Here is a 24,929-nt window from a genome sequence, read left to right on the forward strand (position 1 = left end):
GTGGTAGAATGCGGTAGCTAAGGCAAGGGAGGTAACCCGCAGTGCCGGCTAATCCTTTTGTCGGCGTGTTTCTTCACGCTATCGGCGGCTTCGCCGCGGGAAGCTTCTACATCCCGTTCAAGAAGGTGCGGAAGTGGGCGTGGGAGAGCTACTGGCTCGTCGGCGGCTTCTTCGCCTGGATCGTCGCGCCCTGGGTCGTATCGCTCATAGTCTGTCCGGACGTCATGAGCGTCCTCTCCGATGCCCCCGCTAACAGCCTCTTCTGGGCATTCACGTTCGGCGTGCTCTGGGGGATCGGCGGCCTGACCTTCGGGCTCTCGATGCGCTACCTCGGAATGTCGCTCGGGTACGCGCTCGCCCTGGGGTTCTGCGCGGCCTTCGGGACGATCATCCCGCCGATATTCAACGGGGAGTTTGGCGACCTGGCATCCAGGCTCTCCGGGCAGACGATACTCCTCGGGGTGCTGGTCTGCCTGGCTGGCATCACGATCTGCGGTAAGGCCGGCGTCAGGAAGGAGAGCGAACTCACCGCCGATCAGAAACAGGCGGCGATCAGTGAGTTCAGCTTCAGGAAAGGGGTCTGGATCGCCATCTTCGCGGGCGTTATGAGTGCCTGCATGGCCTTTGCTCTCCAGGCGGGCAAGCCGATTGCCGAACTCGCAGTGACGCATGGAACGGCCGACATCTGGAAGAACTCTCCCGTATTCATCGTGGTCTTTGCCGGTGGGTTCATGACCAACTTCGTCTGGTGCGCGATCCTCAACTGCCGCAATCGCACGGCGGTCAACTACGTCAGGGGCGACGGCGCATCGCTCGCATCGAACTACATCTTTTCGGCCCTGGCGGGGATCACGTGGTACTGCCAGTTCATGTTCTATGGCATGGGCACGACGCGCATGGGGAAGTACGACTTCTCGAGTTGGACGATCCACATGGCGTTCATCATCGTCTTCAGCAACATGTGGGCGCTGATCTTCCGTGAATGGAAGGGAACGAGCCGCCGGACGCACAACATCGTCTTCGCGGGTATCATCGTGCTGATCGCGTCTACCATCGTGGTAGGATTCGGGAACTACCTGGGAGCCCTGAAGAGGTAGACTCAGGTACCGATGGATGGAGGGCAGGAATGGTTGAGGGAGCGACGAATGAACTGGCGCGGATAATGTCGGCGGCCGTGCGGAACGCGATCGCCATACCCGCGTTCAACATACCCTACCTGCCGATGCTCGAGCCGGTCGCTGCGTCACTCTTGGAGCACGATGCATTCGCGCTCATCGAGGTCGCGCGTCTCGAGTTCACGAAGTTCGAGGCGAAGAGCCCGGCCGCGGTCGCGGAGGAGTTCGGACGTCACGCCGACAGCCGCGTGACGCGCCTGCACCTCGACCATGTGCCGGTGATTGACGAAGACGGCATGAGGGTAGACTGGAAGATGGTCATCTCTGAAGCGCTGGAACTCGGCTACGACTCCGTCATGATTGATGGATCGCGCCTCGCGCTCGAGGAGAATATCGCTGTCACGGCGGAAGTCGTAGGGATGGCCCATGCCGCCGGCGCGCTCGCGGAGGCAGAACTCGGATCGGTGCTCGGCCACGAGTCCGGTCCGATGCCGCCTTACGAGGAGCTCTTCGCGCGGAGGGCGGGTTTCACCCGTGTAGACGAAGCGCGGAGGTTCGTCGAGGAGACCGGCGTTGACTGGCTCTCGGTTTCGGTCGGTTCCGTCCACGGCGCGATCAGTCCGGCAGCAAAGAACCAGGACAAGGTGTGCGCGCGCCTCGACATCGAGCATCTGCGCAGAATCCACGATGTCACGGGTATTCCGCTCGTTCTGCACGGCGGTTCGGGCATTCAGCACTCGTACATCGAGAAGGCGATTCGCAGCGGCATCGCGAAGATCAATATCGGGACGGACATCCGCCAACCCTATGAAAGGACGCTTGCCGAGACGGGTCGCTTCACCGATGCACAGGCGGCCGTCGCCGACAAGATCAAGTTCTTGATATGCGATGTCTACCGCATCGAAGGTTCGGCATCGCAACTACATGCACTGAAAGGAAGTGTCTGACATGGCAGATTCACGAAAGTCGAGATTCGCTCTGTTCTTCGGCAACAGGGGTTTCTTCCCGGGTTCACTCATGGAGTCAGCGAGGGCCGAGGTTGATCAGCGGCTGAAGTCTTTGGGGCATGACACGCTCATGCTCGACGCGGGTGCTACCCGTTTCGGCGCGGTCGAGACTCCGGCGGAGGGCGAGATCTACGCGAACTTCCTCAAGGCGAATCAGGGGAAGTACGACGGCGTCATTCTCTCCCTGCCGAACTTCGGCGACGAGACCGGCGCGGTCGCCGCTCTCAGGGATGCGGGCGTGCCTATACTCGTCCAGGCCTACCCTGACGACCTCGACAAGATGGCCCCTGCCACTCGGCGCGACTCGTTCTGCGGCAAGATGTCGGTCTGCGACGTCTTCTACCAGAGCGGGGTGCAATACACCATCCTCCCGCCGCATACGGTAGCGCCTCAGAGCCCCGACTTCGCTGACAACGTTGACTACTTCGACAGGGTCTGTCGCATAGTGAGCGCCCTGAAGCGCATGAGGGTCGGAGCAATCGGCGCGCGAACCAGCGCATTCAAGACCGTGCGCATTGACGAGCTTGCGCTCGAGCGTCACGGCATCACGATGGAGACCTTCGATCTGTCGGATGTCTTCAACCGCTTGAAAGACGTGTCGCCGGACGGCGCGCCGTTCAAGGACAAGAAGAACAGGCTGAGCGGCTACTCCAACTTCTCGCAGATTCCGGATGGCGCCTTTGACACGATAGTGAAGATGGGCGTCGTGCTGGACAGCATCGTGGAGGAGAGCAAGCTCGACGCCGTCGCCGTCCGGTGCTGGGTCGAGATGCAGCAGGTGCTCGGAATCTCCCCGTGCGTGCTCCTCAGCGAGATGAACGACAGGCTGATCAACGCCGCGTGCGAGGTTGATATCGGCAACGCGGTCTCGATGTATGCGCTCAGCAAGGCGTCGGGCAACGTCGCGGCGTGTCTCGACTGGAACAACAACTACGAGGACGACGAGGACAAGTGCATCCTCTTCCACTGCGGCCCGGTCCCTCAGTCCATGATGACCGCCAAGGGCAACGTGACCGATCACGGCATTCTGATGAACTCCGTCGGGGAGGGCTGCGGATACGGCTGCAACGTCGGGCGGATCAAGCCGCAGTCGTTCACGTTCGCGAGCATGATGACGGAGGATGGGGAACTCAAGTTCTACGTCGGCGACGGCGAGTTCACTGATGATCCGATCCCCGCCGACTTCTTCGGATGCGCGGGTGTCGCCGAGATTGACGACCTTCAGGACGTACTGCTGTACGTCGCGCAGAACGGCCACAGGCATCACGTCAGCGTGACGCCGGGTGTCGTGACCGACCCGATGGTCGAGGCTCTCGAGTACTACCTGGGCTACGATGTCGCCGTCCCTCAGGACATGTAGCGCCGTATGATTACACCGCGTGAACGCCTGATCACGGCGCTGAACCATCAGGAGCCGGACCGAGTGCCGATTGACCTGGGCGGCAACCAGACCGGCATCCACAAGTTCGCGTATCAGAAGCTGCTCGACCACCTCGGCCTCCGGGAGGAGATCGAGATCATGGACCTCGTCCAGCAGCTTGCGAAGCCCTCCGAGGCTGTTCTGGAGCGGCTCCATGTGGACACGCGGTACGTATTCGCGGGCGGCGCGAAGAGCTTCAATGCCGAGGTCGTCAAGCGCGAGCGTGACGGGCGCAGCTGGAGCGACTTCACCGACGAGTTCGGCGTCACGTGGTCGATGCCGGATGACTTCCCGTATTACTTCGACATCTCCCACCATCCGCTTGCGGGCATGTCGCTGAGCGAGATCGAGGAGTATCCATTCCCCAAGGGCGACGACCCCACGCGGTTCGAGGGCCTGAGGGAGCGCGCGCTCGCATTGAAGCGTGATACCCCCTATGCCGTCATCAGCGGCATCTCCGGAGTCGTTTACGAGATCTGCTGGTACATGCGCGGGCTCGAAAGCCTGTTCATGGATATGCTCGATCACCCGGCGATCCTCGAGGCGATCATCGACCGCACGCTGAAGTTCTGGCTCGACTGGTTCCGCGTCTTCCTCGATGAGGTCGGCGACGTGGTGGACGTGATCATGATCGGCGACGACCTGGCCGCGCAGACCGGCCCTCTCTTCCCGCCGAGGATCTACCGCTCGATCGTGAAGCCGCGTCACAAGATGCTCGTCCAGTACATCAAGTCCCGCACGAGCGCGAAGATCTGGTATCACTCCTGCGGCTCGGTGGTGGAGTACATCCCCGACCTGCTCGACAACGGCATTGATATCCTGAACCCGGTGCAGATCAGCGCCGAGAACATGTCCCCCGCCGATCTGAAGTCGCGGTTCGGCGACCGGCTGACCTTCTGGGGCGGCGGGATAGATGCGCAGAGGATACTTCCGCACGCCTCGCCGGAGGTCATTCGCGAGGAGGTCCGACGGAACGTCCAGGCGTTCAAGCCCGGCGGCGGATACGTCTTCAACAACGTGCACAACATCCAGGCCGACATCCCGCCGGAGAGCACCCTCGCGCTCTTCGACGCGGCATACGAGTTTGGGGAGTATTGAGTTGTAGGGGCGAAGCATTGGTCTTTGATGACGAAAGTGCTTCGATCGGTAGCCGATGCTTCGCCCCTACCCGACAGGCCATCTGAGGAGGAACGGACATTGCGCAATCACATGCTGGTTCTGCTGGCGGTTCTCATGGCATTCGGCTGCTCGGCCTCATTCGCGCAACTCTCGCAGGTCGATGTCAGGGATTACGGCGCTAAGGGCGATGCCGTAACAGACGACACAAAGGCTTTCACCGACGCGATGGCCGCCGTCGCCGAGAAGGGCGGAACGGTCTCGGTCCCGGTCGGCAACTATCTCATCAAGACGCACCTCAGCATTCCCTCGAAGGTCACGCTGGAGGGCATATGGAGTATCCCGACCGCTTGGACTCAGAATCAGGGGAGCACTCTGCTCGCGGTGGAGGGAGCGGGATCTGAGAACGGACCGGCGTTCATCACCCTCGGCCCCAACTCGACCATGAAGGGTCTCACGGTCTTCTATCCCGACCAGAAGCCGGACGACATCACACCGTACCCCTGGTGCGTCGCCTGCGCGGGCGGTGACAACTCCTCGATCATCGACTGCCTCCTCGTGAATCCCTATCAGGGCGTTGACTTCGGCTCGAAGGCGTCCGGGCGGCACTACATCCGCAACCTCTACGGTCAACCATTGAGGCGCGGCATCTTTGTTGATAAGTGCTATGACGTCGGCCGGATCGAGAACGTCCACTTCTGGCCGTTCTGGAAGTGGGACGAGCAATCGGGCATCCGCGACTGGCTCTGGAAGAACGGCGAGGCGATGATCTTCGCCCGGACCGACTGGGAGTACGTCTTCAACTTCTTCTGCTTCGGCTACGGGATCGGTATGCGTTTCATCGCGGGGAAAGACGGCCCGACGAACGGCAACTTCCTCGGCTGCGGAGTTGACGCGGCGAACATCGCGGTGCTCGTCGAGCAGACCCAGGCGCCCGGGCTTCTCTTCACCAACGGGGAGTTCGTGAGTTTCGCAGGTGACAACCCGTGCGAGGTCGTGGTCAGAGGCTCCCACACCGGGGTCGTGCAGTTCTCGAACTGCTCCTACTGGGGCACTTCCGACCAGATAGCTCGAATCGCGGGTACGGGGCAGGTTACGTTCAACGCGTGCAACTTCCTCGGCTGGAATCGGAAGGACAACAAGACTGCGGCGATTGAGCTGTTTGGCGGCGATCTGATCGTGAACGCGTGCAACTTCCGCGGCCCCGGCCCTCAGGTCGCCCTCAGGGGCAGTGCGAAGTCCGCCATCGTCACCGGCAACCGGATGGGCGGGCCTCAGGCTATCACCAACCCGGTGAACGCGCAACTCGAGGCGGGCTTCAACGTCTTCGAGAAGGACCCCGACCGCCCGCGTGAGGAGAAGGGTGCCATCGTCGTGGACGATACCGATCCCGGGGTGAAGTTCACCGGCGAGTGGCTCATCGCGAAGAACGGCGGCGATGTGCCGGTCGGCTACTACCTCGGCGCTCGATGGGCCTGGAAGGGCACAGGCGACTCCGTTGCGGTCTTCGCGCCGGACGTACGGGCTCCCGGAAGGTACGAGGTCTACGCCTGGTTCGGTTCCGACGCAGCGGGCGACCATGCTACCAGCGCACCTGTGACGGTGCAGTCCGGCGGCGAGAAGCTTACGATGCTCCTGAACCTTCGGAAGATGAAGGGCGAGTGGGTGAAACTCGGCACCTATCGCTTCGAGGCCGGCAGGAAGGGTACGATCACGTTCAGCAATGCCGCCGACGGGAACGTCCTCGCCGACGCGGTGAAACTCGTGCCGTCCGGTTAGTCCACGCGGGCGGACTCTGAGCCTCTGCTGACACGAATCCATCCGCCTGGTGGTTGCGGCCGGAGATGTGAACATGGATATCGAAGATCTCTACCAGGAACGACTCGCGAGATACACCACCACGATGCGTAACGGGAAGCCGGATAAGGTCCCGATCCGGCCCTTCGTCGCCGAGTTCACCGCCAAGTACGCCGGATTCACCTGCCAGGAGGTCACGCACGACTTCAACAAGGCTTTCGCCGCCGCCCGCAGATGCGCCGCCGATTTCGACTGGGATGCCGTCGTTGGCAACATGGTGTACGTCTGGACGGGCCTGACCCAGGCGCTGGGCCTGAGGTATTACGCCGTTCCGGGGGTTGACATCCCGCCGAACACCGGCTTCCAGTACCGCGAGCCGGACGAGGAGCGTGCCTTCATGAAGGCGGACGAGTACGACGCCCTGATAGATGATCCGACGGCGTTTCTGTACAATGTGTGGCTTCCCAGGGTGTCGTCGGACGTGTCAGACAGGTCGGACGAGTCGGACAGATACCGGAGCAACCTAGCTCTCGTCAAGGGCGCGATGGCCATGCTCCAGTACTTCAGCGCGTTCGGGCCGCAGGGTCAGGCCCTCCGGGAGGAGTCCGGCACGGTCGGAGCGATCGCGGGCATCCTCAAGGCGCCGTTCGACATCCTGGCGGACAAGCTGCGCGGCTACATCGGGCTTACCATGGATATGATGACCCAGCCGGACAAGGTGCTCAAGGCCTGCGAAGCGCTCATGCCGCATCTGTACCACCAGGCGCTGATCACCTCCGACCCCAGCGGCCAAGTGCCTGTAGGTCTCTGGATGCACCGCGGATGCGTGCCGTTCGTCTCGAAGGGTCAGTTCGAATCGCACTACTGGCCGACCCTGAAGCCGATCGTCGAGGAGCTCTGGGCGAACGGGCGTCAGACGCTCTTCTACGCGGAAGGCGACTGGGGGCATCACCTGGAGTCGTTCGCCGAGCTTCCCGACGCGAGCATCGTGTACCATGTGGACCGAGGCGACATCTCTGATGTCCACCACCGGCTCGGGCACAAGTTCTGTCTGAGCGGAGGGATCCCCAACTTCCTGCTCGCATACGGCACGCCCAACGAGGTCCGGGACTGTGCGAAGAGAGTGATTGATGGCGTCGCGCGGGACGGCGGCTACATCATGGACGCGAGCGCGATCATGCAGAACGACACCTCCGTCGAGAACCTCCGCGCGCTGACCGACTTCACCAGGGAATACGGCGTCTACTCCGCTGGCCATGCGTCCCATCAGTCCCACGGGTCCCATTCGTCCTGTCCCCTCTCCCAGGGCAGAGTGCCAGCCGGTGTCTGCATCCCGTGGGAGGAGAAGCGCCGGGAGCTTCCGGCGGAGATGCCCGGCGACGAGGAACTCGCGCGGCGCATCTGGGAAGAAGTGGACGGCCTCGGCAACATGTTCATCTGGCAAGTGCTGGAGTCGTTCTGAGTTCGGTGTTGATGGTTGAGGGTTGAGCGAATGATGAGCAGACACGCGGTTTTCGCACTCATACTGATCCTGGCGGCGGGTCGGGCGGTCGGGCAGGCGAAGGTCAACCGGTTCATGATCGAACGGGTCGCTTCCGGCAAGGCGCAGATCGCCGTCGCGTCGTGGTGGGGGTTCGATTCGGAGGACTCCACCGAGGCCTTACAGACGGCGATTGACTCGGGCGCAAGAAAGGTGATCGTGGACGACGTCCGCAAGCCCTGGATCGTCCGGCCGATCACCCTTAGGAGCGACCAGGAGATCATCTTCCGCAGGGGCGTTGAGGTAGTCGCAAAACGGGGCGAGTTCAAGGGCGCGACCGATGCTCTCTTTCGCGCCGACAACGAGAGCAACATCACGCTTAACGGCTATGGCGCCGTCCTGCGGATGCACCGCGCCGACTACGCGGCTCCACCGTACGAAGATGCCGAATGGCGGCACGTGCTGAGCCTCAAGAGCTGTTCTAACGTGAGGGTTTACGGTCTTGCGCTGGTGGACGGCGGCGGCGACGGAATCTACCTTGGCGTGGCCACTCGCGGTGTCACCAACTCGAATGTCCACATCAGGGATGTCGTCTGCGATCGGAACTACCGGCAGGGGATCAGCGTGATCAGCGCCGACAGATTGCTCATCGAGAATACCGTCATGCGGGACACGGGCGGGACGCCCCCCCAGGCCGGCATTGACTTCGAACCGAACCGTCCGGACGAACGCCTGTCGAACATCGTGATGCGAAACTGCACCGCGGAGTTCAACCGGGGTGACGGCCACGAGTTTTACTTCATGCATCTCGACGCGTCTTCCGCGCCGGTTTCCATGCGGTTCGAGAACTGCAGGTCGCTTGGCGACGGTCAACAGGCTGTGCGGATCGTGACGGGCAACACTCCCGCATCGGCCGTGAAGGGAAGAATCGAGTTCGCGGACTGCGCGTTCGCCGACAGCGTGAACGGCGGCATTCTGATCTCGAACTTGCCCGTCGGGGGCTGCAGGGTCGTCTTCTCCCGATGCGCGCTCGCAAACCCCGCCGTCGAGAAACCGACGGTTGCGCCCATACTCTTCCAGAGCCGCCAGGATGCGAGTGAGCCGATCGGCGGCGTCGAGTTCGACAACCTTCTGCTCAGCGACCCCGTACTGCGCAACCCGATCGGTTACGCTGACGGGGGAGGCGGCATTCCCGTGCGGGCCGTGACCGGCGTCATCAACCTCCAGCGCGGCGGCAAGCGGCAGACTATCGAGCTCACGCCTGAGAAGCTGATCGAGTGGATTCCTGCCTCCGCCATCAAGCAGATTCCGCGTCTGAGCCTCGAAGGCCTGTCCCTGAAGCCGCAAATACTCGACGCCGACCCGGACGCGTATGCCTTCGGTTTCGCGCGGATGAGGCGTGAGGGCCGCCTCGTGCTCTATGCCAGAGAAGGCGACGCCGTAAGCATCAGACTTGCGCATGATGCGGTCGGCAAACTGGCCGGCAGCGCCATACAGGTCCGTATCACCGATCCTTCCAGCGTCTCGATCGATGCTCCCGCCGTCCCTTTCCGGGGCGAGTGTGAGGTTTCGTTCACAGCGCCGGAGACCGGCGTCTACAGAGTAGTCGCCGATCCGGGCGGGAACTCCGTTCGGGTCGTCGCCAGTTCGCATCCAGTCAACATCGTTGGCGAGGGCCGACCGGTTCGCCTGATATACTCTGCGGGCGACTACTTCTTTCGGGTGCCGGCGGGCGTCCGGGAGTTCGGTGTCCGCGTCTGCGGCGAAGGGACCGGTGAGGCGATCCGGGCAGTGCTCATCAACCCCGACGGTCGGGTCGTGCAGGAAGTGGACAACGCCGTCCAGACGCACCAGTTCGAAGTGGCGCTCCCGGCCGCGAGCAGAGGCGAGATCTGGATGCTCCGCCTTGCGAAGCCATCCGCGATGGCGTGGGAAGACCACTCGATTGACCTGCGCGGCATCCCGCCCCTGCTCGCGCCTTCCCCGGAGGCTCTGCTTGTCAACAAATGAGATGGAGGAACAAGAAGCATGAGGACAATCAGGTACGCTTTGGTTATCTTGTTCGCACTGGCCGTGATGCTGGCTTCGGGATGCTCCAGGCAGTCTCCCCCGCAGTCCTCGGGCAAGCCGAAGATAGCCCTCGTGATGAAATCGCTCGCCAACGAGTTCTTCAAGACGATGGCCGATGGGGCTCAGGCGCACCAGAAGGCCCACGCGTCGAAGTACGATCTGATCGTCAATGGCATAAAGGACGAACTGGACGTCAACAAGCAGGTCGAACTAGTGGAGCAGATGATCGCCCAGGGAGTCGATGCCGTCATCATCGCGCCTGCCGATTCCAAGGCGTTGGTTGCCGTCTGCAAGAAGGCGTCCGACTCCGGGATCATCGTCGTGAACATTGACAACAAGTTCGACTCGGATGCCCTCAAGGAAGCGGGACTCACCGCGCCGTTCGTGGGCCCGGACAACCGCAAGGGCGCAGAGCTCGTCGGCGATGAGCTGGCGAAGCACCTCAAGGCGGGCGACAAGGTCGCGATCCTGGAGGGCGCGCCGAATGCGTTCAACGGCGAGCAGCGAAAGCTCGGCTTCGAGGATGCGATGAAGGCTGCAGAGATCGAGATCGCGGCGTCACAGAGCGGCTACTGGGAAACTGATAGAGCCAACCGGATCGCCCGCGACATCATCACCGCCAACCCCGAGGTCAAGGCGCTACTCTGTGCGAACGACAGCATGGCGATCGGGGCGGTCAAGGCGGTCGAGGAGTCCGGCAAGTCAGGCAAGATCCTGGTCGTCGGTTACGACAACATCAGCGCGGTTCAGCAGTTGCTCAAGGAAGGCAAGATTCTGGCGACGGCAGACCAGCATGCAGACCAGCTCGCGGTGTTCGGTATCGAGTACGCGCTGGAGATGATCGACAGGAAGGCGGCGCCTCGGGACAAGGAGACCCCCGTCGATCTGGTCAGCGCGGAGTCTCTGAAGTAGCATCGGTCCCGTGGAACGCATAGGACCTATGAACAAAGACAGGCACAACATCAAATGGCTGACCGATGTCATCGGTATGGGCGCGGTGCTGATCGCGCTCATAGCCTTCTTCGGTGTAGAGTGCGACAACTTCCTGACGCCGACCAATTTCCTCGCGATCGCGAACCAGATTCCGGCGGCGATACTCATCGCGGTCGGCATGACGCTGGTGCTCATCACCGGGGGGATTGACCTCTCCGTCGGGTCGGTAGTCGGCCTGTCGGGAGCGCTGCTCGGTCTATGCCTCGACAAGTTCGGCCTGCCACTGGTGATCTCGATCCCTGCGTGCCTGGCGGTCGGGTCGCTCTGCGGGCTGATCAACGGGCTGGTGATCGTGCGATGGTCACTGCCGCCGTTTATCGTCACGCTTGGCATGCTGGAGGCCGCGAGAGGCGCGACCTTCCTGCTGACTGAGTCCCGCACGATATACCTCGGCAACAAGATCGGCGGCATGTCGTCAATGGGAGTCGGCAATCTCTCTTCGCTCTTCATCATGGCGGTCGTTGCGGTGGCATTCGGACAGCTTCTGCTCAACAAGAGTGCGTTCGGAAGGCACATCGTGGCGCTAGGATCGAACGAGCAGACGGCCTACCTCTCCGGTATCAACACTGGGAAGGCCAAGGTCGCGGTCTATGCGCTGTCCGGCCTGCTCTGCGCGCTGGCAGCGGTCGTCATCACCGCGCGGATGGCGTCTGCGAATCCGAACGCCGGCAGCGGGTTCGAACTGGAGGCGATCGCGGCCGTCGTCATCGGCGGGACGAGCCTGATGGGCGGTCGCGGGTCGGTAGTAAACTCGTTCTTCGGCGTCGTGATCATCGCCCTGCTCGGCAGCGGTCTCGCACAGATGGGTACCGAGGAGGCCACGAAGCGGATGATCACCGGAGTGGTCATAGTCCTCGCGGTGATCCTGGACTACTATCGGACGCGAATCGTGGCTCGACGGTCCGATGCGGGGATGTAGACACGGCGGCATTGGTTGGTGATATACTGTGAGAGTGGAGGACCTGAGACATGATGAACGGTAGAATGAGCAGGAGGGAGTTCATCGCGCTTGCCGGGATGGGCGCAGCCGCGATGTCCGTGCCCGTGCCCGGTCTCTTCGCCGCCGATCGGCGCAAGCCGAACGTGATCGTCATCTTGTCCGATGACCACGGCTACGGCGCGATAGGCTGCCAGGGGTGCAGGGACATCCCCACGCCGAACATCGATTCCATCGCCAAGAAAGGTGTCCGATGCACCAACGGGTACGTCACCTGCCCCGTGTGCAGTCCGACACGGGCCGGCCTCAATACCGGTCGATATCAGCAGTGCTTTGGGCATGAGGACAACCCCGGGCCGCCGAATGTCTGTGCCCCGAACTTCGGACTGCCGCTCGACGAGAAGACGACGGCCGACTACATGAAGGCCCAGGGCTACGCGACCGGCATGGTCGGGAAGTGGCATCTCGGCCACAAGCCGGAGTGCAATCCGACCAAACGCGGGTTCGACGAGTTCTTCGGGTTCCTTACCGGCGCACACTCGTATACGAACCCGGGCGTCGGAACTGCCGAGCCGATCCTGCGCGGCACCGAGGAGGTTGACGAGAAGGAGTACCTGACCGACGCCTTCGGGCGCGAGGCGATCTCATTCATCGATCGGCACAAGGAGAAACCTTTCTTCCTGTACTTGGCATTCAACGCCGTGCACGCTCCGCTGCAGGCGGCCAAGAGATATGAGGACGAGTTCACCCAGTTCAAGAATCCCGACAAGCGCAAGTACGCGGCGATGCTGACGGCGATGGACGAGCAGATCGGCAGGGTGCTGGCCAAGGTGCGCGAGGCCGGGCTCGAAAAGGACACGCTGATCTTCTTCCTGGGCGACAACGGCGGTTACCGACTGGCGGGTTTCGCACCCAATGCGCCGCTCAGCGGCTTTAAGGGCGACACCTTCGAAGGCGGAGTACGCATCCCGTTCATCGTCCAGTGGAAGGGCAAACTCCCCGCAGGGAAGACCTACGACAAGCCGGTGATCTCGCTCGATGTTCTTCCGACGGCCGTGACGGTCGCCGGTGGGAAGCCCGGCGCGAACGTAGACGGAGTGAACATCCTTCCGTTCCTGAAGGGCGAGAAGAAGGGCGTCCCGCACGACAGGCTCTTCTGGCGCTGGATCGACAAGTACGGCGCGCGTGTCGGCGACTGGAAGCTCGTCCAGAACGGCGACGGCAAGGAACTGCTCTTTAACCTCGCCGATGATATCGGCGAGACGACAGACCTGTCGGCTGCCAACCCTGACAAGCTGAAACAGCTGAAGGCCGCCTATAAAGACTGGGACACGAAGAACATCCCGCCCAAGTGGCTGGACGGCCGCAGGAAGCTCAAGGCGCAGTAGAATTTCGCGGCCCATAGCGCCCATTTATCTCGTTGTTCTCGCAGGAGTGAGCACATGACCAACACCTACACCAGACGCGACTTCATCCGGTTCGCAGGGATGAGCGCCGCCGCGACGGCTCTTCCGCTGCCGGATCTCTTCGCTGCCGACTACATCAAGCCGAACGTGATCGTCATTCTCGCCGATGACCAGGGTTTCGCGGATGTGAGCGTCCACGGATGCAAGGACAGCCCCACGCCGAACATAGACTCGATCGCCAAGAACGGCGTCCGCTTCACGGACGGCTACACGAGTTGCCCGGTATGCAGCCCGATGCGCGCCGGACTCCTGACCGGCCGCTACCAGCAGCGGTTCGGCTTCTACCACAATCCGCCCAGCGATCTGGACCGGACGAACTGGGGGCTTCCACTCGACCAGAAGACGTTCGCACAATACATGAAGGCCGAGGGATACGCGACCGGCGCAATCGGCAAGTGGCATCTCGGCGACAACGAACCGTTCCACCCGAACAAGCGCGGGTTCGACGAGTTTTTCGGCTTCATCGGGGGCGCCCACAACTACCTGCAGCCCGAGAGCGGGTCGTTCAACGCGGTCCAGCGGAACGGCAAGCCCGTGGACGAGAAGCTCTACCTCACCTATGCGTTCGGGCGGGAGGCGGTGTCGTTCATCGAGAAGAACAAGGAGAAGCCGTTCTTCCTCTACCTGGCGTTCAACGCGCCTCACAGCCCGCTACAGGCGGCTCCAAGGGACGACAAGGCATTCCCCGAGATCAAGGACGAAAGGCGGCGTACGTTCGCGAAGATGCAGTTGGCTATGGATAACGTCGTCGGCGATGTCCTGGCAAAGGTCCGTGAGGAGCAGCTGGAAGACGATACGCTCATCATCTACATGTCGGACAACGGCGGCCCGACTCCGGGCAACACGTCGCGCAATGACCCGTTCAAGGGCTTCAAGACGCAGGTCCACGAGGGCGGCATCCGCGTGCCGTTCATGATGCAGTGGAAGGGCAAGATCCCCGCCGGCAAGACATACTCCAAGCCTGTGATTTCGCTCGACATCCTGCCGACCGCGGTCGCCGCATCGGGAGGCAAGGTCGCCGACAACCTCGACGGCGTGAATCTCCTTCCGTACCTGAAGGGTGATGATCCAGGCGCTCCGCATGAGTCGCTGTGTTGGCTCTTCGACAAGCAGTCTGCGGTTCGCAAGGGCGAATGGAAGCTCTCCCGGCACGAGGAGCACGGCATGAGGCTGCACAACCTGGCGAACGATCCCGGCGAGAAGAACGACCTTGCGAGTGAAGATGCCGACAAGGTCAGCGAACTCCTGGCGGCCTGGGACAAGTGGAACGCGAAGAACGTCAAGCCGCTCTGGCCGAGCAGGACAGACGCGCCCTGGACCGACACGGACTGGTAGGCCCCCGGCCTTCAGAGGCTGGTTGGAGGCCTGTCTCGACCTGCGGCGAAGTGAGAGGCGCGGTCGCCACGTGCCGCCGCCTGCGATAAATGCTGTCACTCACCGGCGCACTCGCGGCTGCCGGTTCCAAACACCCGTGATCTGCGTGCATCCGCGTCCACCGGCGGTTAGTCACCGATCTTCAGCACGCTCAGGAATGCCTCCTGCGGGACCTCGATGTGGCCGATCTGTTTCATCCGTTTCTTGCCTTCTTTCTGCTTCTCGAGAAGCTTCCGCTTTCGGGTGATGTCTCCGCCGTAGCACTTGGCCGTCACGTTCTTTCGAAGCGCGCTGATGCTCTCCGCCGCGATCACCTTGTTCCCGATCGCCGCCTGGATGCGCACCTCGTACTGCTGCCTCGGAAGGATGCTCTTCAGCCGCTCCACGAGCAGCTTCCCGCGCGGATATGCCCGTTCTCGGTGCGTGATGAACGACAGCGCGTCCACCGATGAGCCGTTAAGTAGAATGTCGAGTTTGACAAGCCTCGATTCCTGATAGCCGCAGAACTCGTAGTCAAATGATGCGTAGCCCTTCGTCCGGCTCTTGAGCTGGTCGAAGAAGTCCATCAGGATCTCGGACATCGGGAGCTTGTAGTGGACGAACACGCGGCTGGTTCCTGCGTATTCCATGTGGACGAAGGTTCCCCGCCTGTCCTGAGCGAGTTCCATCACGCTGCCGAGGTATTCCGCCGGGACGATGACCGTCGCGTCGACATACGGTTCCTCGATCGTCTCGATCAGGTTCGCGTTCGGCAGGTTCGACGGGTTGTCTACCTCGATCACGCTGCCGTCGGTCTTCGTCACGCGGTACACTACACTCGGCGCCGTCGCGATCAACGGGATGCCGGCCTCGCGTTCGAGCCGCTCCTGGAGTATTTCCATGTGCAGCAGGCCGAGGAACCCGCAGCGAAAACCGAATCCGAGGGCCGCCGATGACTCGGGCTCGTAGACGAGCGCGGAGTCGTTCAACTGCATCTTGGCGAGTGCATCGCGGAGGTCGGGGTACTCGTTGCTGTCTATCGGGTAGAGCCCGCAGTAGACCATCGGCTTCGGGTACTTGTAGCCCGGTAGCGGCTCGGTAGCCGGGTTCTCGGCGGATGTGATCGTATCGCCAACGCGGCTGTCGGCGACTTCCTTGATCGCCGCCATAACGTAACCGACCTCGCCCGCGCGCAGCGCCTTCACCGACGTCATGCCCGGCTTGAACACGCCGACGCCCGATACCTCGAATACCTTGCCGTTTGACATCATCTTGATCCGTCCGCCGGGCCTGATCTCGCCGTCCATGACTCGGATGTAGGCTACTACTCCCTGGTACTGGTCGTAGTGCGAGTCGTAGATCAACGCTCGGAGTGGCGCGTTGGAGTCGCCGGAAGGCGCGGGGATGCGGCTCACCACCGCCTCCAGCACTTCGTTCACGCCGGTCCCGGCCCGCGCGCTCGCATGGATCGCATCATGCGCCTCGATCCCGAGGACCTCCTCGATCTCCTCGACGACCCGCTCGGTGTCTGCCATCGGCAGGTCGATCTTGTTGATCACCGGGATGATCGCCAGGTTTCCGGCCGTCGCCAGGTTGACGTTCGCGAGCGTCTGGGCCTCAACTCCCTGTACTGCATCCACGACGAGCAGCGCTCCCTCGCACGCGGCGAGACTACGGGAGACCTCGTAGGAGAAGTCCACGTGGCCGGGTGTGTCAATCAGGTTCAGAACGTACTCGTTGCCGTCGCGCGCGGTGTAGTCGAGCCGCACCGAAGCCATCTTGATCGTAATACCGCGCTCCCGCTCGAGATCCATGCTGTCGAGCACTTGCTCCTGCATGTCACGCTGTTCGATTGCGCCGGTGACCTCGAGTATTCTGTCTGCGAGTGTTGACTTGCCGTGGTCTATGTGAGCGATGATGCAGAAGTTCCGAATTTTGTGCTGAATGTCTTTCGTCATAGTCCCTCGAAGCGTCTAGCCGCCGCCTGCGGACGAGTAGATCACCCCCGGCCCGACGATGCCCGCTACCGAGAGCTCGACGAGCTGCCTGTGGTCCACTCGAATCACCATGGTGTTGCGTTCTCCCGGTCGGATGAGGCCGCCTGCCGCCACCTCGAACGGTGATCCGGGCCTCTGGCCCTCGCCCGCGAGGGTGCCGTTGACCCAGACCCTCGACACCCCGTGCACATCCGACATCCACAGCCGCAGATCCTTCCCGGAAATGTCCGCGGGCGCGTCGAAATCGGCGGCGTACCACATGATGCCGCTCGGCGCCGGGATGCCCTGTTCCTCCAGGGTGGCCGAGAAAGTCTTCACCCTCCGCCACGATCCCAGGTCCGCCCCGGATTTCCAGAAGCCCTCGGACTCGCCCTCGTCATCGGGATCGTACAGGAAGAGCCATTCGTCCGGCAACTTCACCTCGATCCGGTTGCCCTCCGTGCACGTCTTTCTGCCCCCTGATACCTTCGGGCCGATGAAGCGGCGCAGGTATTCGACGCCGTACCGGTTCAGAATCTTGTCGGCCACCATGGATTCCGCGTGCGCGAACAGCTCGTCGTAGACCTCGCCCGCTCTCGCGAAGTCCGCCGCGTTGAAGTCGCGGTTCATCCTCATGAAGAGGCGCACGCTCTCAAAACCGCGGCGGAACATGTTTACTCGTTCTTGGACGGCGGTCGAATCCTCTTTCGCGGCTCTCTCCGCCTCGGAGAGGTCCCCGTCGCAGTCCGCAAGCAACTCGGGGGTGAAGATCCTCGGCAGGCAGTAGAACCCCCCTTCGTGCGCCTCGGTCTCGCTGTAGGCCCGGTCAACCCGCTCCCAGTATCTCTCGACAGGCCCTGCAGCCTTCCCGAAGAACTTGTCGTAGTAGTCCCGCATCACGGCATCCACGTCCGCGTCCGCGTCCCACGCAAGTCGAGCGCTGAGGTAGATATGCGGGCCGTTGATGGCCGGCGAGTAGAGGGTCTCGTTGTCAATGCCCGTGCACTTGTGCGCCTTGAGGAACGGCACTTCCAGCTTCAACGACGTGAGTTTCGAGTAGGGCGCGATGCACTCGGCAAGGTTGAAGTTGTAGGTTCTGTAGCCGATCCGGGGCGCGATCTCGCTCCACTCCTCGATCAGCTTGCCCAGCCTCGCGCGCGATTCGCAGATCGGCGAGCCGATGCCGTGAATGCGGCAGTGCCGTATCGGGGCGACCCAGACCATCAGGTTCGGCTCGAGCTTCCGCTCCCGTTTCGGAGGGAGCGTGTAGTTGGCGTAGGCGTAGAAGCTCAGTATCCGGTCGGGAAACTCCTTTGCCACCATCCGCGCCACATCGTTGTAGAACACCTGCACCCGGTCCGAGAGGCACACCGCCCCGCTCGAAGGCTCGATGTAGTCCGGCACGTCCAGCTTCCGGCATTCCTCGCAGGTGCAGAACCCGCCTCCGTCGTTTGGGCTGAGCGATGCGCCCGCCCGAGATGCCGTGCCCCTGAACCTTTCGAGGACGGTGTTCGCGGCGATCTCAGCCACCGCGGGGTTCGACGTGCACAGTTGGCGAGGACGTCGCTCCCCGTCTATGAGCGAGTAATACTCCGGATGCTCGGCGAAGTACGACTCTTCGGGGACGAGTCCGGCCCATGCATGACCTACCGCGAACTCCAGCCCGCCGCAACGGTTTGCGATCTTCCATCTGGACTCGCGGGTCCATTCGGAGCCCCACATCCTGCGGTTGTCGAAGTCCGGCTGCTCCCTGATGTTCCGATTGCCTGTCTTGACCGTTGACGCGCTCGGGACCACCTCCCCGAGGTCGCCTTCCATGAACCATCGGCATCCGAGTGTTTCCAGAAAGTGGTAGGCGGCGAAAAGCGTTGCGATCGGCGATTCCCCGCCTATGAGGACTCGTCTGCCGATGGTGCGTATCGCGTAGGCTTCTCTCGACGGGGTAGGCCCTCCGGGCTTGAGGCCGGACTTAACCGCAAGCTCTCCGACCAGGATCGCGGCCTGATCCCGTGGCGAGGAGTCCGTCAAGCGTATTTCCAGCCTCGCGCCGGACATCTTCTCCACGTAGGCGGCTATCTCTTCGGCCGCCGTCCGAACCTGTTCCGGCGACTCGGGGGCGATGCAGATCACAGCTGCCGGCTTTGCGTCGGACACGAGAACGACTGCGGCATCCGCGGGCAAGTGGGGTATGCACAGCACCAGAGCGACAGCTAGTAGAACGCGCATCATCGAATCAGGCCTCCTGACATCCTCAGTACCGCGCGCCTCGTCTTGACACCCCGGCGCGCGCATCACTATAATGCGGGTGTTTGTGCGGCGCTGTCAAGGAGGCTTAGACCGTGAAGCAGATAGACCCGACCATCTTCAAGGCATACGACATCCGCGGGACGTACCCCGATCAGTTCGACGAGGACATCGCGTACCGGATCGCGCGGGCATACGCCCAGAAGGTCAAGCCCAAACTCGTTGTCGTCGGGCGCGACATGCGCACCAGCGGCCCGAGCATTGTGGACGCAGTCACGCGCGGCCTGATCGAGCAGGGCTGCGGCGTCGTCCACATCGGCGTGACGAGCACCCCGATGTTCTACTACGCGGTCAACGCCCTCGAGGGCGACGCGGGTATCATGATCACCGCTTCCCACAATCCGGAGGGCTATAACGGCTTCAAGATGACCGGCCCCGAGGCCATACCCAGCATCGCGTTCGTGAGCAACGAGGAACTTTACGGCGTCTCGAACGCGGGCGTGTTTGAGGCCTCCGGGAAGAAGGGCGAGTTCCGGGGCGAGGTATCGCCGCTCGAGGGCTACATAGACGCGGCGCTGAAGACCAGCGGTGTCAAGGACTTCGGAGACCTGAAGATCGTCATTGACGCCGCGAACGGCATGGGCGGAATGATCCTCCCGCACCTGCTCGCAAAGGCGAACTGCACCGTCTTCCCTCTGTACTGGGAGGTTGACGGCACGTTCCCGAACCACGAGGCGAACCCGATCAAGGATGAGACCCTCGACGCGCTCAAGGCGAGAGTCATCGCGGAGGGGGCGCACCTCGGTGTCGCGTACGACGGCGACGGCGACCGTGTCGGTTTCGTGGACGAAAAGGGCAACACCGTCCCCGGCGACATGATAACCGCTCTCATCGCGAAGGAGATGCTCAAGGAGAAGCCCGGCGCGAAGATCATCTACGACCTTCGGAGCAGTTGGGCGGTCAAGGAAGAGATCAAGGCCGCCGGGGGCGAGCCGGTCATATACAAGGTCGGCCACGGTCTCATCAAGCGGTACATGCGCGAGATCGGCGCGTACTTCGGCGGCGAGCTGTCGAGCCACTACTATTTCTCGAACTTCTACATCACTGACAACGGCGACCTGGCGATGCTCAAGATCATCCAGCTTCTCGTCGCTGAGAAGCAGCCGCTGTCCGAACTCGTCGCGCCGATGTTGCGATATCACCACAGTCCCGAGATCAACTCGACTGTGAAGGATGTGAACGCGAAGCTCGCGGAGATCAAGGAAATCTACAAGGCCGGCCACCAGTTCGAACTGGACGGACTGACGGTCGAGTTCGACGACTGGTGGTTCAACGTCCGCCCGAGCCAGACCGAGCCGCTTCTGCGCCTGAACGTCGAGGCGAAAACCGCCGAGGCGCTCGAAGCTCGAACAGAGGAGCTGCTGCACATAATCCGCAGCTGAGCCCCATCCGTCCTATTGGTCCCATCGGATCCATGGGGCGTTTGCACAGGGAACAAAGCCATGCTCGACCCGAAAACCATCCGAGCGAATCCCGACCTGGTAAGGCAGAGCCTCAAGAACAGGAACAGCGACGAGGCCGTCCTGGACGATTTCCTTGCGGCTGACGAGGACCGGCGCAAGTTCCTCGCCGAGGCGGAGGCGCTCAAGGCGCTCCGGAACACGGTGTCTGAAGAGATCAGCAAGATGAAGCGCGAGAGCCGCGATGCCTCCGCCGAGATCGCCCGCATGCGCGAAGTCTCCGACCGCATCAAGGGACTCGACGGGCAGGTCAGGGAACTGGACGAGCGGGTCGAAGCCGTCGCGATGGTGATCCCGAACCCGCCGCACGACAGCGTGCCGATCGGTCGTGACGACGCCGACAACCCGATCATCCGCAACTGGGGCGAGCCTCGGAAGTTCGACTTCGCACCGGTCCCGCACTGGGATCTCGCCGGCAGGCTTGGCATGGTCGACTTCGAGCGCGGCGCGAGGCTTGCGGGAAGCGGGTTCATCCTCTACACCGGCTGGGGCGCAAGGCTCGAGCGCGCGCTGATCAACTTCATGCTCGACCTGCACGTCGCCAAGCACGGCTATCGCGAGGTCTTCACGCCGTTTGTCGCGAACCGGCCGACGATGACCGGTACCGGCCAGCTCCCCAAGTTCGAGTTCGACATGTACCGCATGCCTGAGGACGACCTTTTCCTGATCCCGACCTCCGAGGTCACGATTACCAATATCTTCCAGGGCGAGATCCTCGACGCCGACGCGCTTCCTATGTATATGACCGCCTACAGCCCGTGTTTCCGCCGTGAAGCCGGCGCAGCCGGGAAGGATACTCGCGGCCTGCTCCGAGTACATCAGTTCGACAAGGTCGAGATGGTCAAGATCTGCCGCCCGGAGACTTCGTGGGACGAGCACGAGAAGTTGACGAGCAACGCCGAGGACGTCCTGCAGGCGCTCGGGCTCCCGTACCGCGTCAAGCTCCTCTGCACCGGCGACATGGGATTCAGCGCGGCGAAGACCTACGATCTCGAGGCATGGGCCCCGGGCGTCGAGCAGTGGCTCGAGGTGTCGTCCTGCAGCAACTGCACCGACTTCCAGGCTCGGCGTATGAACGCGCGGTTCCGCCCCGAAGCCGGCGCCAAGCCCGAGTTCGTCCACACGCTCAATGGATCGGGAGTCGCCCTGCCGAGGACGGTCATCGCGGTCATGGAGAACTACCAGCAGGAGGACGGCTCGGTCGTCGTCCCCGAGGCTCTTCGGCCGTACATGGGCGACCTCGAAGTCATCGTCCCGTGACCCTCGGCTCCTTCGCGCGGAGGACAAGGTTGGCTGAATGATCCTGAGAATCGTCAGTGGCATAGTCGGCATACCCCTTCTGGTTCTACTCGTCTTTACGGAACGCGGACTTCCGTTCATCCTTGGCGTCGGAGCTATCTCGATCATCGGCCTGCTGGAGTTCTACGAGGGCATCAGGCGGACCGGCGCGCGCCCGCAGATATGGCTTGGCCTCGTCTGCGCCTTCCTCTTCCTGTTTGCCGCGCGTCAGGGTCTGAAGTCGCTCGATTTCGAGCTGCCGGCGGTCCTCACCATGCTCGTGATAACGAGCCTCTCCGTCGAGCTCATACGCCGCGACCGCGCCCCGATCAAGAATCTCGGTGCGACCTTCCTTGGGGCGGTCTACGTCGGCTGGTTGTTCAGCTACCTCATCGCCCTCCGAAGCCTTGACGGGCAGGTGCATGTGAGCACGATGGGCTGGGTTCAGCGCGATCTTCCTCTCGGGGCATGGCTGGTGCTCTACGTAGTCTTCACGGCCTGGGCTTCCGATACGGGGGGCTACTTCGTCGGCAGGAAGTTCGGGCGGCACAAGCTCGCGCCGGTGCTGAGTCCCGGCAAGAGCTGGGAGGGCTTCGCGGCGGGCATGTTCTTCTCGATCCTGATGAGCGCGCTGATGGGCGGGGTGGTCGGCTGGCCCTGGTGGCGGACCGTGCTCATCGGTGCGGGTGTCTCGCTTGTGGCGGTCGTCGGCGACCTCGCCGAGTCGTCTATGAAGCGCGACCTCGGCATCAAGGACTTCGGCACGGTGCTCCCCGGGCACGGCGGCATCCTCGATCGGTTCGACAGCCTGCTTTTCGCCGCGCCTCTCTTCTACTACTACGTCGCCGTCTTCGTCCTCTCGTGAGCCTGCTGTGGAGCGATGCTTGACCTCGCCCGGCCTCGTGTGGCACAATGAAACCACCCGAAGCTGAAAGAGGTTATCCGAGCATGAGCGATTCAATAGACGCCTGCGCCGACACCGCCCCGGAATCTTCCGACTTCATCCGCGATTTCGTCAAAGAGGATCTCGCGAGCGGGCGGTTCGACCGCGTTCATACGCGCTTCCCGCCGGAGCCGAACGCATACCTGCACATCGGCCACGCCAAAGCCCTCTGGATTGACTACGGCATAGCTCAGGACTTCGGCGGCCTCTTCAACCTGCGCTTCGACGACACGAATCCGACGAAAGAGGAGCAGGAGTTCGTTGACGCTATCATCGAGGATGTGCGCTGGGTCGGCGCCGATTGGCAGGATCGGCTCTTCTTCGGTTCGGATTACTTCGAGCAGACCTACGAATGGGCGCTCGATCTCATACGCAAGGGCAAGGCATACGTCTGCGATCTGTCCCAGGACGAGGTCAACGATTCGCGCGGCACGCTCACCCAGCCCGGCAGGGAGAGCCCGTATCGCAACCGCAGCGTAGAGGAGAATCTCGACCTGTTCCGGCGTATGAAGGCGGGTGAGTTCCCGGATGGCACGCGTACTCTCCGCGCGAAGATAGACATGGCCTCACCGAACATCCTCATGCGGGACCCCGTCATGTACCGCATCAGGCACGTGGAGCACCACCGCCAAGGAGACAAGTGGTGCATCTACCCGATGTACGACTTTGCGCATCCCCTTCAGGACTCGATCGAGGGCATCACGCACTCGCTCTGCTCGCTCGAGTACGAGATTCACCGTCCCTTATACGACTGGTTCCTGGATGAGTTGGGCATCTACCACCCGCGCCAGATCGAGTTCGCGCGCCTGAACATGACCTACACCGTGATGAGCAAGCGGCGGTTCATCGAACTGGTCGAGGGCGGGTATCTCGACGGTTACGACGACCCTCGCCTTCCGACCCTCGCGGGCCTCAGGCGCCGCGGGTACACTCCCGAGGCGATCAAGGACTTCTGCAACCGCATCGGCGTCGCGAAGGTGGACAGCGTTGTGGACGTCGCCGTTCTGGAGGACTGCGTGCGCGTGGATCTCAACAGGCGCGCCGAGCGTCGGATGGCGGTCATGAACCCGCTCAAGGTCGTCCTGACGAACTACCCCGAAGGGCAGGTCGAGGAACTCGACGTCGTCAACAATCCGGAGGATTCCGGCGCCGGCACCCGCAAGGTCCCGTTCGCCCGCGAGTTGTACATCGAGCAGGACGACTTCCGCGAGGAGCCGCCGCCGAAGTACTTCCGCCTCGCGCCAGGCCGGGAGGTCCGCCTCCGGAACGCCTACTTCATTACGTGCACGGATGTGGTCAAGGATGCGAGCGGTCGGGTGGTGGAGCTGCACTGCACCTACGATCCCGCGACGCGCGGCGGGGACGCCCCGGACGGCCGGAAGGTGAAAGCCACGCTTCACTGGGTCGCCGCGGATCAGTCGGTCGCTGCGGAGGCGCGGCTCTACGACCATCTGTTCGTGAAGCCCGATCCCGACGAGGTCGAAGAGGGCAAGGACTGGTTCTCCAACCTGAACCCGGACTCTCTGCTCGTGTCCACCTGCCGCGTAGAGCCGAGCGTCGTCGGCTCGGCGCCCGGCACGACCTATCAGTTCGAGCGCCAGGGATATTTCTGCGTGGACAGGGACTCCGCTCCGGAGAAGCCGGTCTTCAACCGCACAGTCACCCTCCGCGATACCTGGGCGAACCTGCAGAGGGCGATGATCGAGCGGAAGCCTTGAGCGGTCGTCGTCGATACGCCGGAGCCGAACCTTCGCTTTGAACCAGGAATGCTTTGCGCCATATAAGGTTTGGCGTGATGGCGCGAATGCGGAGCGTGAAATGTGCTTCCGCAAAGATGCATTTCGGGGAAGGCCGGTTTGCAGGCCCTCATTGAGGTTCGGGCCTGCGCAAACAGCCTCGAGTCTTGGGCGCTCTCCCGCCGACGGGGATAATCAGTGCCAGCCGGGCATTGACAACCCGCGCCGCACACGCTACAATATCTTTGATGCTGCCGACTAGCTCAATTGGCAGAGCGCGTGACTCTGGATCATGAGGTTCCAGGTTCGAACCCTGGGTCGGCAGCCACTTCCTCCATCACTTCGACCGTTCCCGATGAGACCGATTTGGAGACAGCATCGGACAAGGCTCTGGCCCTGAATAAGGGGTGGGTAGCGAGTGACTGACCAGGTCTCCATCCTTGTCTTTGATCGCGGCATGGGGGTCGGATCGTGATCC

General features: G+C 62.5%; 17 protein-coding genes and 1 tRNA gene. 16 read left to right on the plus strand and 2 right to left on the minus strand.

Annotated features, from left to right (window positions below):
* Window positions 1-41 precede the first annotated feature (41 nt).
* The 11 genes from rhaT to KBC96_06205 all read left to right on the plus strand — a co-directional run bounded on the left by rhaT (window position 42) and on the right by KBC96_06205 (window position 14,736).
* On the plus strand, window positions 42-1,097 hold the full coding sequence (gene rhaT, locus KBC96_06155) for an L-rhamnose/proton symporter RhaT (GenBank protein ID MBP6963971.1): 1,056 nt from the start codon (window positions 42-44) through the stop codon (window positions 1,095-1,097).
* 29 nt (window positions 1,098-1,126) lie between these two features.
* A complete protein-coding gene (locus KBC96_06160; GenBank protein ID MBP6963972.1) occupies window positions 1,127-2,062 on the plus strand; it encodes a class II fructose-bisphosphate aldolase in 936 nt (311 codons plus the stop codon).
* A gap of 1 nt (window position 2,063) precedes the next feature.
* Window positions 2,064-3,482 carry a hypothetical protein gene (locus KBC96_06165; GenBank protein ID MBP6963973.1) on the plus strand — a complete coding sequence of 473 codons (1,419 nt, stop codon included), beginning with the start codon at window positions 2,064-2,066 and terminating at the stop codon, window positions 3,480-3,482.
* A 6-nt stretch (window positions 3,483-3,488) separates the two neighbouring features.
* On the plus strand, window positions 3,489-4,640 hold the full coding sequence (locus tag KBC96_06170) for a hypothetical protein (protein MBP6963974.1): 1,152 nt from the start codon (window positions 3,489-3,491) through the stop codon (window positions 4,638-4,640).
* Window positions 4,641-4,739: 99 nt separating this feature from the next.
* On the plus strand, window positions 4,740-6,437 hold the full coding sequence (locus tag KBC96_06175; GenBank protein ID MBP6963975.1) for a hypothetical protein: 1,698 nt from the start codon (window positions 4,740-4,742) through the stop codon (window positions 6,435-6,437).
* 73 nt (window positions 6,438-6,510) lie between these two features.
* Window positions 6,511-7,917, plus strand: coding sequence for a hypothetical protein (locus KBC96_06180; protein MBP6963976.1), 1,407 nt, complete (start codon window positions 6,511-6,513; stop codon window positions 7,915-7,917).
* Window positions 7,918-7,947: 30 nt separating this feature from the next.
* Window positions 7,948-9,945, plus strand: coding sequence for a right-handed parallel beta-helix repeat-containing protein (locus KBC96_06185; protein MBP6963977.1), 1,998 nt, complete (start codon window positions 7,948-7,950; stop codon window positions 9,943-9,945).
* Window positions 9,946-9,963: 18 nt separating this feature from the next.
* Window positions 9,964-10,917, plus strand: a complete 954-nt coding sequence (locus KBC96_06190; protein ID MBP6963978.1) for a sugar ABC transporter substrate-binding protein — start codon at window positions 9,964-9,966, stop codon at window positions 10,915-10,917.
* Between the two features lie 28 nt (window positions 10,918-10,945).
* Window positions 10,946-11,917 carry an ABC transporter permease gene (locus tag KBC96_06195; protein ID MBP6963979.1) on the plus strand — a complete coding sequence of 324 codons (972 nt, stop codon included), beginning with the start codon at window positions 10,946-10,948 and terminating at the stop codon, window positions 11,915-11,917.
* Window positions 11,918-11,967: 50 nt separating this feature from the next.
* On the plus strand, window positions 11,968-13,323 hold the full coding sequence (locus KBC96_06200; GenBank protein ID MBP6963980.1) for a sulfatase-like hydrolase/transferase: 1,356 nt from the start codon (window positions 11,968-11,970) through the stop codon (window positions 13,321-13,323).
* 54 nt (window positions 13,324-13,377) lie between these two features.
* The gene (locus KBC96_06205) at window positions 13,378-14,736 is read left to right on the plus strand and encodes a sulfatase-like hydrolase/transferase (protein ID MBP6963981.1); all 1,359 of its coding nucleotides are present in this window, start codon (window positions 13,378-13,380) and stop codon (window positions 14,734-14,736) included.
* A 167-nt stretch (window positions 14,737-14,903) separates the two neighbouring features.
* Here the strand turns inward: KBC96_06205 and lepA are convergent, their stop codons facing one another.
* Entirely contained in the window at window positions 14,904-16,712 is a 1,809-nt protein-coding gene (gene lepA, locus KBC96_06210) for a translation elongation factor 4 (GenBank protein MBP6963982.1), read from the minus strand.
* Window positions 16,713-16,727: 15 nt separating this feature from the next.
* The gene (locus KBC96_06215; GenBank protein MBP6963983.1) at window positions 16,728-18,959 is read right to left on the minus strand and encodes a DUF4838 domain-containing protein; all 2,232 of its coding nucleotides are present in this window, start codon (window positions 18,957-18,959) and stop codon (window positions 16,728-16,730) included.
* A gap of 110 nt (window positions 18,960-19,069) precedes the next feature.
* Here KBC96_06215 and KBC96_06220 point away from each other — a divergent pair, with 110 nt between their 5' ends.
* The 5 genes from KBC96_06220 to KBC96_06240 all read left to right on the plus strand — a co-directional run bounded on the left by KBC96_06220 (window position 19,070) and on the right by KBC96_06240 (window position 24,779).
* Window positions 19,070-20,416 carry a phosphomannomutase/phosphoglucomutase gene (locus KBC96_06220; protein ID MBP6963984.1) on the plus strand — a complete coding sequence of 449 codons (1,347 nt, stop codon included), beginning with the start codon at window positions 19,070-19,072 and terminating at the stop codon, window positions 20,414-20,416.
* 60 nt (window positions 20,417-20,476) lie between these two features.
* Window positions 20,477-21,754, plus strand: coding sequence for a serine--tRNA ligase (serS, locus tag KBC96_06225; protein ID MBP6963985.1), 1,278 nt, complete (start codon window positions 20,477-20,479; stop codon window positions 21,752-21,754).
* Window positions 21,755-21,791: 37 nt separating this feature from the next.
* Window positions 21,792-22,637 carry a phosphatidate cytidylyltransferase gene (locus KBC96_06230; GenBank protein MBP6963986.1) on the plus strand — a complete coding sequence of 282 codons (846 nt, stop codon included), beginning with the start codon at window positions 21,792-21,794 and terminating at the stop codon, window positions 22,635-22,637.
* 83 nt (window positions 22,638-22,720) lie between these two features.
* Window positions 22,721-24,433 (plus strand): glutamine--tRNA ligase/YqeY domain fusion protein, encoded by a 1,713-nt coding sequence (locus tag KBC96_06235; GenBank protein ID MBP6963987.1) that lies wholly within the window; start codon window positions 22,721-22,723, stop codon window positions 24,431-24,433.
* 270 nt (window positions 24,434-24,703) lie between these two features.
* Window positions 24,704-24,779: transfer RNA gene (locus KBC96_06240), tRNA-Gln, on the plus strand.
* Window positions 24,780-24,929: the final 150 nt, after the last annotated feature.

This window comes from Armatimonadota bacterium (genome assembly GCA_017993055.1).
Taxonomy (GTDB): domain Bacteria; phylum Armatimonadota; class UBA5829; order DTJY01; family DTJY01; genus JAGONM01.